Below are 10,188 nucleotides of genomic sequence, written 5' to 3'. Positions count from 1 at the left end.
CATGGGGAGGTTCCCGGGTTCGTGTAGGAGGCGTTGCGGTCCTGTCGGGAGCCGTGTCAGGGGCGGGTCTCGTGGATCTCGGACTCCTCGGGGATGGTGATCTCCACCAGCTGGTCGAAGCGGAAGAAGTCCGTCTGGTGGGTGAGGGTCAGGGGCTCGCCCGAGTCGGTACCGAACTCCTCTCCCGGCAGGCCCACCAGCAGGAACCGGACCGGATACCCCTCCTCGGAGATCCACAGGTCGAAGTCCGTCTCCACCGGTTCGCTGTGTGTCGTGCGTTGGAAGGTGTGGACGAACGTCCCGGTGTAGTGGTGTCCTCCGCGCTCGGCGGGATCCTCACCCGACAGTTCAACGGGGACGTACTCGTCGTCGACGGTGCCGAGTCCTTCGTGGACAACGGGGTCCTGCGCCGTGAGGACGCCCTCCAGTGAGTGGACCAGAGCCTCCCACTCCTCCCGGGGCTCGCCCCGCCGCTCCGCGTTCGGTCCCGGGTCAAGGTAGTACACACGCTCGATACTGTCGGTCGTCGCGCCCGGGACGTCGCTGAAGTGCACGAAGTCGTCCAGATCCGCTCCCAGGGCGAGCAACCCGCCCCCGACGGGACCCAGGTAGCTGGCCCGGGTCATCGCCGGTCGGGGGTCCTCGGAGTAGAGGTAGTGGAACGGAGTGAAGTCCCCGCCGCTGTTGGCGTAGGCGTAGTCGAAGGTCGTGAAGCTGGACGCGCCCAAGGCGAGTTCCACCGCCTCGGCCACCACCGCTTCGATGTCCTCGGGGTCCACGGCGACGGTCGGTCCGCTCCGTTCCACCTCGTCCGTGCCCTCCGCAGTGCCGTCGGCAGCCGTGGGGCCTGGTCCCTCCGACTCCGCGCCGGGACGAACCACGGCCCAGCCGCCGAGCAGGGCGATCACCAGCACGGCGGCGCTCCCGGCGAGCAGCGCGGGCCTGCCTGCGCGACCCGCTCTGCGAGGTTCGGGGACGGTCACCCCGGTCCACTCGGCGGCCAGGAGCGCGGACACCGCCGTCGCCGGGTCCTTCCCCGAGGTGAGTTCCCGGAGGACCTCCAGTGCGGTGGGGCGTTGTTCGGGCGTCTCCGTCAGGGCGCGTCGAACGAGGGGGGCCAGGTGCGACGGCACGGAACCGATCTCCGGTTCGTCCGTGGCCTCTCCGGAGGGCTCCCAACCGGTGGCCGCGAACCGGACCAGCGAGCCCCAGGCGTATACGTCGGCGTATCCGGTCACTTCCTCGGGATCCGCGGAGCGCTGCTCGGGGGCGGACCAGCGCGGCGAGGAGATCGGTCGGCCGGTGGCGCGCGCGATCCCGAGATCCACCACCCGGGGACCCTCCGGGGACAGGATCACCCTGCTCGGGTCCAGGGCCAGGTGGAGCGCCCCGACCGCGTGGCCCGCCGCAAGGGCCTCCGCGAGTCCGGCGGCGAGGGCGGTGAGCATGCCACCGGTCAGCGGACCGTGCTCGGCCACGTGCGCGGCGAGGGTGTGCCCGGGGGCGTACGAGGAGGCCAGCCACGGTTCGGTGGCCCGGGCGTCCGCGCTCCGGTGGGTGGCCGCGCAGAGGGAGCGCACCCGGGCCAGTCGGTCGAACTCCGCCTCCAGCCGGGTGCGTGCCTCTGGGGAGTCGGCCAGAGGGGAGGGAAACACGCGGATCACGGAGGCTGAACCAGTGTCATCCACGCCGAGCAGGGCCGTGCCCGCCGCGTTCCGGGAGATCCGACCGATCACACGGTGATTCCCGACCACGGCGGGGTCACCCTTGGCCGGTCGGGTGACCCCGGGCGGCAGGCGGTGGCGGTCAAGGGGCGCAGTGGCGGCGGTGGGACCAGGCGGTGGGTTCATGGGGGATGTTCTTCCGGTCGGAGGAGGGAACCAGGAGGACGGGACCAGTATGGGTCTCCGGGAGTCTGATGCGGTCGGTGCGGGGGTGGTTCGTTTGGTCACCCTCGGTTTCCGGCGGGCGCGGGAACCCCGGCGGAAGGGGTTCCCGAAGCGGGTCTAGCCTGGGGGTATGCGCTCGTACACCCCGCTGCTGGCCCTGCTGGCCGACCTGCTCTGCGTGCTCGTGTTCGTCGTGGTGGGCAAGACCGACCACGCGACCGGCCTGGGTCCGGCCGAAGTCGCCGCGACCGCGTGGCCGTTCCTGGCCGCCCTGGCCCTCGGGTGGGTCGTCACCCTGGCATGGCGCTCTCCTGGCCGGATCTGGCCGACCGGCGTCCTGGTGTGGGCGGTGACCGTCGTGGGCGCCATGCCGTTGCGCCTGCTCAGCGGCGAGGGTGCTCCCCTGTCCTTCGTGCTGGTGACCTCGCTGTTCCTTGCCGCGACCATGCTCGGTTGGCGCGCCGTGGCCCTGCTGGTGTCCCGGAGGAAGCGACAGACGGCGGCCTGAGGGGGAAGACTGGGGGCGTACGCGCGCCTCCGCACCCTCCAGGAGCCCCCATGACCGATCCCGTCACCGCCACCATCGTCGCCGCCCTCGCCACCGCCTCGGCCACCAAGCTCGGTGAAGGTCTCGGGGAGAGCGTGGTCACGACCTTCAGGTCCCTCTACAGGGCCGTCACCAAGCGGTTCCGCTCCGAGCCGGAGGCTCAGGAGGCTCTGGACGACCTCAGGTTGGAGCAGGACGACTCCAAGGCCGTGGAGGCCGTCTCCGTGCACCTGGAGCGGGCCGCACGCGAGGACCAGGAGATCGGGCGGCTCCTGGCGAAGCTCCGCGCGGACGTCGGCCAGATCGCCCAGGAGGGCGAGGGCTCTGTCGTCAACCAGATCCACGGTGACGTGAGCGGGTCGGCAAGGGTGATCCAGGGCCGCGACTTCCACGGCGGCATCCACCTGTAGGAGCCCGTGAGCGCCCCCGTGACCGGCTCGGGTGGCCGTGGGCGGTTCGTAAGCTGGAGGCGATGAACGAGCACCCCGCCACCGAGGCCACCACCGTGATCCCCGTCGAGCACTCCTCCGGGGAGGACGAGGCACGGGAGGTGGGCGTGGGCCCGTGGGAGGGCCCCTGGCCCGAGGGCGACCACTACGACCCGGAACTGCTGGCCAACGGCGACCGGCGCAACGTGGTGGACCAGTACCGCTACTGGCGGCGCGAGGCGATCGTGGCCGACCTCGACACGGTGCGGCACGAGTTCCACGTGGCGGTGGAGAACTGGTCGCACGACTTCAACATCGGTTCGGTGGTGCGCACCGCCAACGCCTTCGGCTGCGCGGCCGTGCACATCGTCGGCAAGCGGCGCTGGAACCGCCGAGGGGCGATGGTGACCGACCGGTACCAGCACGTGCACCACCACCCGGAGACGGAATCGCTGGTGGCCTGGGCGGCCGAGCACGACCTCGTGCTGGTCGGGGTGGACAACCTGCCCGGCGCGGTCCCCCTGGAGACCCACCCGCTGCCACGCAACGCGGTGCTGGTGTTCGGGCAGGAGGGTCCGGGGCTGTCCGAGGAGGTCCGCGAGGTGTGCGCGGCGGTGCTCTCGATCGCCCAGTTCGGGTCGACCCGGTCCATCAACGCCGGCGCGGCCGCCGCCGTGGCCATGCACGCCTGGGTGCGGGCGCATGTGTTCGATCAGCGGGTGACCGACCGTGCGACCACCCCACGTCCGTGATTTTCTCGTGATCTAGCATGAGCGGATCGCCCCCTACCAGGAAGTAGCCAGGATGAGTCCGATCGTCACCTCCACCGCCCGACCCGCCACCATCGACGACGTGCCCGGGGTGGCCCGGGTGCTCAGCCGCTCGCTGCACGACGATCCCCTCTTCCGCTGGCTGTTCCCCGACGACGAGCAGCGGATGGCCAAGGTCCGTCGGTTCTTCGCCCTGACCACCGGGTTCGGCTACGTCCCGGCGGGCGACACCCGGGTCACCGAGCTCACCGAGGAGCCGGAGGCCGCGCCGGTCACCCGCGCCGCCGCGCTGTGGGCCCTTCCCACCAGCAACCCCGAGGGCCCCATGGTGTCCGTGCGCACCTGGCCGCACTGGGGTCCGCTCATCGGCCGTGCCCGGCTCGCCGCCTTCGTCAGGATCTTCGCCGAGTGGAAGATGTCCGCTCCCCAGGAGCCCCACCTGTACCTGGCCGCGCTGGGCGTCGACCCGAGTTCGGCGGGCACGGGGCTGGCTGGCGGGCTGCTCACGGCCGGGCTGGACCAGGCCGACTCCCAGGGGCTGCCGGTCTTCACCCAGACCCTCAACGACAAGAGCGTCGCCTTCTACGAGCACTTCGGCTTCCGGTGCGTGCACGAGGTCCCGCACGAGGGGGTCGGCACCAGTTACTTCCTGCTCCGACCCGCTTCCTGACTACGGCGACGTCTGTGGGCCCTTCCCGGAAAACGGCCCACCCGTGATGTTTCCGTGATCTAGCATGGGCGGTGACGACCCCGGAAGAGGGAGACTGCGCAGATGACCTCGATGGCCGCCACGGTCGAGTCGGTCCGCACCGCCACCATGAACGACGTCCCCGGGGTGGCCCGGGTCCTGAGCCGGGCCTTCCACAACGACCCCTTCTTCCGCTGGGTCTTCCCGGACGACCACCGCCGAATGGCCCAGAGCGCCCGTGCCTTCGCGCTGATCGCCGGGTTCGGAAGCATCCCGGACGGCCACACCACGGTGTACGAGGTCAAGGAGGACCGGGCGCGTCCCCCGGTGGTGCGCGGGGCCGCCCTGTGGACCCCGCCGGAGGCGTCCGGTGAACGGCTGCCCGTGGTGCTGCGCTCCCTGCCGCACTGGCTCGAGCTGGTCGGTCTGGCCCGCCTGCCGGAGATCGTCCGGTACCTGGGCGAACTCCGGGCCTCGGCGCCCGAGGAGGCGCACTGGTACCTGTCGGTGCTGGGCACCGCCCCCGTGGCGCGCGGGACCGGTGTGGGTTCACGACTGCTGCGCGCGGGCCTGGCCCAGGCTGACGCCGACGGGGTTCCGGTCTACCTGGAGACCATGAACTCGGCCAACATCGGCTACTACGAGAAGTACGACTTCCGGGTGATCCGCGCGATCAACGACCCGTCGTTCCCCTCCACCTACTGCATGCTGCGCCCGGCCGTCTGAGCGTCTGCGGGGTCGGAAGGGTGGGAGGCATGCTCATCGCGATGGCCGGGCTGCCCGGCTCCGGCAAGAGCACCGTGGCCGAGGGGCTCGGTCGGCGCCTGGCCGCGCCGGTTCTTTCGGTCGATCCCGTCGAATCCGCGCTTTGGCGTGCGGGGATCAGTCGTGAGGAACCCACCGGACTGGCCGCCTACGTGGTCGTGGAGGCGATGGCCGCCGATGTCCTGGCACTGGGCCAGACCGTGGTCGTGGACGCCGTGAACGACGTTGAACAGGCCCGTGAACAGTGGCGCGGGCTGGCCGAGCGCAGGGGTCTGCCCCTGGCCTGGATCGAGGTGGTCTGCTCCGACCCCGACCTGCACCGGCGCAGACTGGAGGGCAGGCAACGCGACCTTCCCGGTTTCCCCGAACCCGTCTGGGACTCGCTCCCCGCGCGTCGGGCTGGTCTGGGTCCGTGGACGGACGAACGGCTGGTACTGGACTCGGCCGAGGCCCTGGAAACCAACGTGGAGAGGGCCCTGGAGCACCTGCGCACCCTTCGGGTGCGCGGAATCGCGCAGCGGATCGTCGAGGAAGAAGCCGAACCGCTCCGGCGCCTGAGCGAATAGGCGGGTGAACGCGGAACGGGCCGCACCCCGAAAGGTGCGGCCCGTTCCGGGCTGACGCTCGGTCCTAGCCGACGCCCTTGCTGAGCGAACCCAGCAGATCGCGGTTGAGCTGCGAGATGGTGTCCAGCGGGATGCCCTTGGGGCAGACCGCCGCGCACTCACCGATGTTGGTGCAGCCGCCGAAGTCCTCGTGGTCGTGCTGGTTGATCATCTTCACCACGCGCGAGGCCCGCTCCGGCTGCCCCTGCGGGAGCATGCCGAGGTGGGTGACCTTCGCGGCGGTGAACAGCATGCCGGAGGCGTTCGGGCAGGCCGCCACGCAGGCGCCGCAACCGATGCAGGTCGCGGCGTCGAACGCGCGGTCGGCGTCCGGCTTCGGGATCGGGTTGGCGTGGGCGTCCGGCGCGGTACCCGTGGGGGCGCTGATGAAGCCGCCCGCCTGGATGATGCGGTCGAACGACCCGCGGTCCACGACCAGGTCCTTCACGACCGGGAAGGCCTTGGCCCGCCACGGCTCCACCGTGATGGTGTCGCCGTCGTTGAAGCTGCGCATGTGCAGCTGGCAGGTGGTGGTGACCTCCGGGCCGTGGGCCTCGCCGTCGATCACGACGCCACAGGCACCACAGATGCCCTCACGGCAGTCGTGGTCGAAGGCGACCGGGTCCTCGTTCTCGAGAGTGAGCTTCTCGTTGAGGACGTCGAGCATCTCCAGGAAGGACATGTCCGGCGAGACGTCCGTGAGCTTGTACGTGACCATCCGGCCTTCGTCGTCACGGCCCTTCTGGCGCCAAACGCGCAGGGTGATGTTCACTTGTAGCTCCGCTGCTTCATCTCGACGTACTCGTACTCCAGGGCTTCCTTGTGGAGCACGGGCTTGCTGTCAACGCCACCGAACTCCCACGCGGCGACGTAGGCGAACTCGTCGTCGTGTCGCAGGGCCTCGCCGTCCTCGGTCTGGCTCTCGGCGCGGAAGTGGCCGCCGCACGACTCACGGCGGTGCAGGGCGTCGATGCACATGAGCTCGCCCAGCTCCAGGAAGTCGGCCACGCGGTTGGCCTTCTCCAGAGCCTGGTTGAGCTCCTCGTTCGTGCCCAGCACCTTGACGTCGCGCCAGAACTCGGCGCGCAGCTCACGGATGAGCTCGATCGCCTTGCGCAGACCCTCCTCGTTGCGCTCCATGCCGCAGTAGTCCCACATGATGTGGCCGAGCTCCTTGTGGAAGGAGTCGACGGTGCGGGAACCGTTGATGGAGAGCAGCTTGTCGATGCGGGAGGTGACCTCCTCCTTCGCCTTGACGGCGTCGGGGTGGCTCTCGTCCAGCTTCTCGAACGGGCCCGCGGCCAGGTAGTCGTTGATGGTGTTCGGCAGGACGAAGTAGCCGTCCGCCAGACCCTGCATCAGCGCGCTGGCGCCCAGGCGGTTGGCGCCGTGGTCGGAGAAGTTGGCCTCACCGGTCACGAACAGGCCCGGGATGCTGCTCTGGAGGTCGTAGTCGACCCACAGACCACCCATGGTGTAGTGCACCGCGGGGTAGATGCGCATCGGAACCTCGTACGGGTTCTCGCCGGTGATGCGCTGGTACATGTCGAACAGGTTGCCGTACTTGGCCTCGACGGCGTCCCTGCCCAGGCGCGCGATCGCGTCGGCGAAGTCCAGGTAGACGCCCAGACCGCCGGGACCGACACCGCGGCCCTCGTCGCAGACGTTCTTGGCGGCGCGGGACGCGATGTCACGCGGCACCAGGTTGCCGAACGCCGGGTAGATGCGCTCCAGGTAGTAGTCGCGCTCGTCCTCGGGGATCTGGCGCGGGTCCCGGGCGTCGCCGCCCTCCTTGGGAACCCAGATCCGGCCGTCGTTACGCAGCGACTCGCTCATCAGGGTCAGCTTGGACTGGTAGTCGCCGCTGACCGGGATGCAGGTCGGGTGGATCTGCGTGTAGCAGGGGTTCGCGAAGTGCGCGCCCTTGCGGTGGGCACGCCACGCGGCGGTGACGTTGGAGCCCATGGCGTTGGTCGACAGGAAGAACACGTTGCCGTAGCCGCCGGTGGCCAGGACCACGGCGTCGGCGAAGTGCGTCTCGATCTCGCCGGTGACCATGTCGCGGGCGATGATGCCGCGCGCCTTGCCGTCGGCGACGATGACCTCGAGCATCTCGTGGCGGGTGTTCATCTGAACGGTGCCCGCCGCGATCTGCCGCTCCTGCGCCTGGTAGGCGCCGATCAGCAGCTGCTGTCCCGTCTGGCCGCGCGCGTAGAACGTGCGGGACACCTGCACGCCACCGAAGGAACGGTTGTCGAGCAGACCGCCGTACTCACGGGCGAACGGCACGCCCTGGGCCACGCACTGGTCGATGATCTCGACACTGGTCTGGGCCAGGCGGTAGACGTTCGACTCACGGGAGCGGAAGTCACCGCCCTTGACCGTGTCGTAGAACAGGCGGTGGATGCTGTCGCCGTCGTTGCGGTAGTTCTTCGCGGCGTTGATGCCACCCTGCGCGGCGATGGAGTGCGCGCGGCGGGGGCTGTCCTGGTAACAGAACGAGATGACGTTGTAGCCAGCCTCGCCCATCGTGGCCGCGGCGGCCGCACCGGCCAGACCGGTGCCGACGATGATGACGGAGAGCTTGCGCCGGTTCGCGGGGTTGACCAGCTTGGCCGAGAAACGGCGCTGGTCCCAGCGCTCGTTGATCGGACCCTCGGGCGCCTTCTCGTCGCGGATCGGGGCGCCCTCGATGTAGAGGTCGTTCTCAGGCATTTACTTCACCAGTCCAAAGGTGACCGCCAGGGGCGGAAGCAGGAAGCCGACCGTCACGACCAGCGCGATCGCCACGGCGACGGCGTTGATCTTGCTCTGGCGGCTGGCCTTGTTGACGCCGAGGGTGGCCATGCCACTCCAGATGCCGTGCCGCAGGTGGAATCCCACGGCGATGACGGCCAGGACGTAGAACAGGGTCACGAACCAGAACTCGGGCTGGAACCCGTTCACCAGTCGTTCGAAGGGACTGTCGGACTTGCCGCCGGGTGCGACGACGTTGACCGTGAGGTGGAGGATGTGGAAGATCACGAAGAGCGCGATCAGCACACCGCCCCAGCGCATGGTGTAGGAGGAGTAGGTCCGCTGGACCCGCTTCTGCACCACGTAGCGCTGCTCACGGGCGTTGCGCGCGCGGATCGTCAGAACCGCGGCGGAGTAGATGTGGATCAGGATGCTCGCGAGGAGCACGATCCGGAAGATCCAGAGGAAACCGCTCTCGGGAAGGAGCGGGTACCCGATCTCACGTAGTGAGTGCGCGTAGCCGTCGAAGGCCTCCTGGCCCGCGAAGACCTTCAGGTTGCCGTACATGTGCGCGATCAAATACAGCACAAGGATCGCACCGGAGGCCGCCATTGCTGACTTGAGCGCCACCGTGGACCCGTAGGCCGTAGACCGCTTCTTGGTCAAGGTACTGTTCGCCACAGCCTGCCACTCTAAATTCGAGTTGAGTCTGACGTCCAAGTCATCGGGACCCTGGTGTCGATAGCCGTAGGCTATGGACCATGCAGTTCCAACAGCTGGCCTACTTCGTCGCTGTCGCCCGCACCCGCCATTTCACCCGCGCAGCAGAGCTTTCTCGCGTCGCCCAGCCGAGTTTGAGCAAACAGATCCGGAGCCTTGAGCGCGAGTTGGGTGCGCCGTTATTCAGTCGTGCTCGGGGAAACATCACACTCACACCCGCTGGTGAGGCGCTCCTTCCGCTGGCCCAGCGCATCCTCACCGACCTGGAGACGGCCCGCCGGGAGGTGGCGGAGCTGGCTGGAGTGCGGCGGGGACGCGTGCGGTTGGGGGCGACCCCGTCGTTGTGCGCGGGGCTGCTGGCCGACGTGCTCTCGGACTTCCACACGCGCTTCCCCGGGATCGAACTCCACGTGGAGGAGAGCGGTTCCCGCGACCTCATCCGGGATCTGGGGAGGGGGGAACTGGACCTGGCCCTGATCATCCTGCCACTGCACAGCAGCGACCCGGACTTCTCGACCACCCCGATCCTGAGGGAGAACCTGGTGGTGGCCAGCCCGACCTCGCGCCCCTCCCCCAACGGGCGGGCGTCGATCCGCATCACGGAGCTGGAGCACAGGCCGCTGGTGATGTTCCGGCGGGGTTACGACGTCCGCGAGGCCACGTTGCGTGCGTGCCGTGCGTCCGGTTTCGAGCCGGACCTCGCTGTGGAGGGCGGTGAGATGGACGCCGTGCTGCGGTTCGTGGAGGCGGGGCTGGGCCTGGCGGTGGTGCCGAGCATGGTGCTGCGCAACCGTCCGGGGTTGAGGGGGACACCGCTGGCCCGGCCGAGGCTGCTGCGCACGGTGGCGTTGGCCAGGCGCAAGGACGTGGAGCCCTCCCACTCGGCGGAGGCCTTCCGCCGCCACCTCAACGAGTACCTGTTGGCGATGTCGCCGGAGGACCTGGGGCCGGACCTGGAGGTGTTGATCTCCGCCGCCGACGCGGGCGATCCCGAGCAGGAACGCCGGTGGGAGGGTCGGGAACAGGACCGTGGGTGGGAG

The 10,188-nt window shown here is 69.4% G+C and carries 11 protein-coding genes; 7 read left to right on the top strand and 4 right to left on the bottom strand.

From position 1 onward, the window contains the following. Positions 1-56: 56 nt before the first annotated feature. A complete protein-coding gene (locus tag ADX84_RS24210) occupies positions 57-1,655 on the bottom strand; it encodes a kinase (RefSeq protein WP_199776692.1) in 1,599 nt (532 codons plus the stop codon). A 364-nt stretch (positions 1,656-2,019) separates the two neighbouring features. On the opposite strand from ADX84_RS24210, the gene ADX84_RS24205 reads away from it, so the two are divergent. The 6 genes from ADX84_RS24205 (at position 2,020) to ADX84_RS24180 (ending at position 5,653) form a co-directional block, all read left to right on the top strand. Next, positions 2,020-2,397, top strand: a complete 378-nt coding sequence (locus ADX84_RS24205) for a DUF3054 domain-containing protein (RefSeq protein WP_049579581.1) — start codon at positions 2,020-2,022, stop codon at positions 2,395-2,397. A 50-nt stretch (positions 2,398-2,447) separates the two neighbouring features. Beyond that, on the top strand, positions 2,448-2,846 hold the full coding sequence (locus tag ADX84_RS24200) for a hypothetical protein (RefSeq protein ID WP_049579580.1): 399 nt from the start codon (positions 2,448-2,450) through the stop codon (positions 2,844-2,846). 62 nt (positions 2,847-2,908) lie between these two features. Beyond that, positions 2,909-3,616, top strand: coding sequence for an RNA methyltransferase (locus ADX84_RS24195; protein WP_049579578.1), 708 nt, complete (start codon positions 2,909-2,911; stop codon positions 3,614-3,616). 52 nt (positions 3,617-3,668) lie between these two features. Next, positions 3,669-4,304, top strand: a complete 636-nt coding sequence (locus ADX84_RS24190; protein ID WP_049579575.1) for an N-acetyltransferase — start codon at positions 3,669-3,671, stop codon at positions 4,302-4,304. Between the two features lie 102 nt (positions 4,305-4,406). Further along, positions 4,407-5,048 carry an N-acetyltransferase gene (locus tag ADX84_RS24185; RefSeq protein WP_049579573.1) on the top strand — a complete coding sequence of 214 codons (642 nt, stop codon included), beginning with the start codon at positions 4,407-4,409 and terminating at the stop codon, positions 5,046-5,048. A 29-nt stretch (positions 5,049-5,077) separates the two neighbouring features. Further along, the gene (locus ADX84_RS24180) at positions 5,078-5,653 is read left to right on the top strand and encodes an ATP-binding protein (RefSeq protein ID WP_049579570.1); all 576 of its coding nucleotides are present in this window, start codon (positions 5,078-5,080) and stop codon (positions 5,651-5,653) included. Positions 5,654-5,717: 64 nt separating this feature from the next. On the opposite strand, the gene ADX84_RS24175 is transcribed toward ADX84_RS24180, so the two are convergent. From ADX84_RS24175 to ADX84_RS24165, 3 genes are read right to left on the bottom strand one after another with little or no spacing between them, the layout of a single operon-like run. Next, on the bottom strand, positions 5,718-6,464 hold the full coding sequence (locus ADX84_RS24175) for a succinate dehydrogenase/fumarate reductase iron-sulfur subunit (RefSeq protein WP_017542195.1): 747 nt from the start codon (positions 6,462-6,464) through the stop codon (positions 5,718-5,720). Continuing rightward, a complete protein-coding gene (locus tag ADX84_RS24170; RefSeq protein WP_049579567.1) occupies positions 6,461-8,407 on the bottom strand; it encodes a fumarate reductase/succinate dehydrogenase flavoprotein subunit in 1,947 nt (648 codons plus the stop codon). Before ADX84_RS24170 ends, ADX84_RS24175 begins: the two co-directional genes overlap by 4 nt. Further along, on the bottom strand, positions 8,408-9,058 hold the full coding sequence (locus ADX84_RS24165; protein ID WP_082206759.1) for a succinate dehydrogenase cytochrome b subunit: 651 nt from the start codon (positions 9,056-9,058) through the stop codon (positions 8,408-8,410). 131 nt (positions 9,059-9,189) lie between these two features. Here ADX84_RS24165 and ADX84_RS24160 point away from each other — a divergent pair. Next, positions 9,190-10,188: LysR family transcriptional regulator (locus ADX84_RS24160; RefSeq protein WP_049579586.1), on the top strand; the 999-nt coding region annotated here is incomplete at its 3' end.

It is taken from the genome of Nocardiopsis sp. SBT366 (genome assembly GCF_001083815.1).
Lineage (GTDB): Bacteria > Actinomycetota > Actinomycetes > Streptosporangiales > Streptosporangiaceae > Nocardiopsis > Nocardiopsis prasina.
This window is presented reverse-complemented; position numbering and strand designations above follow the sequence as displayed.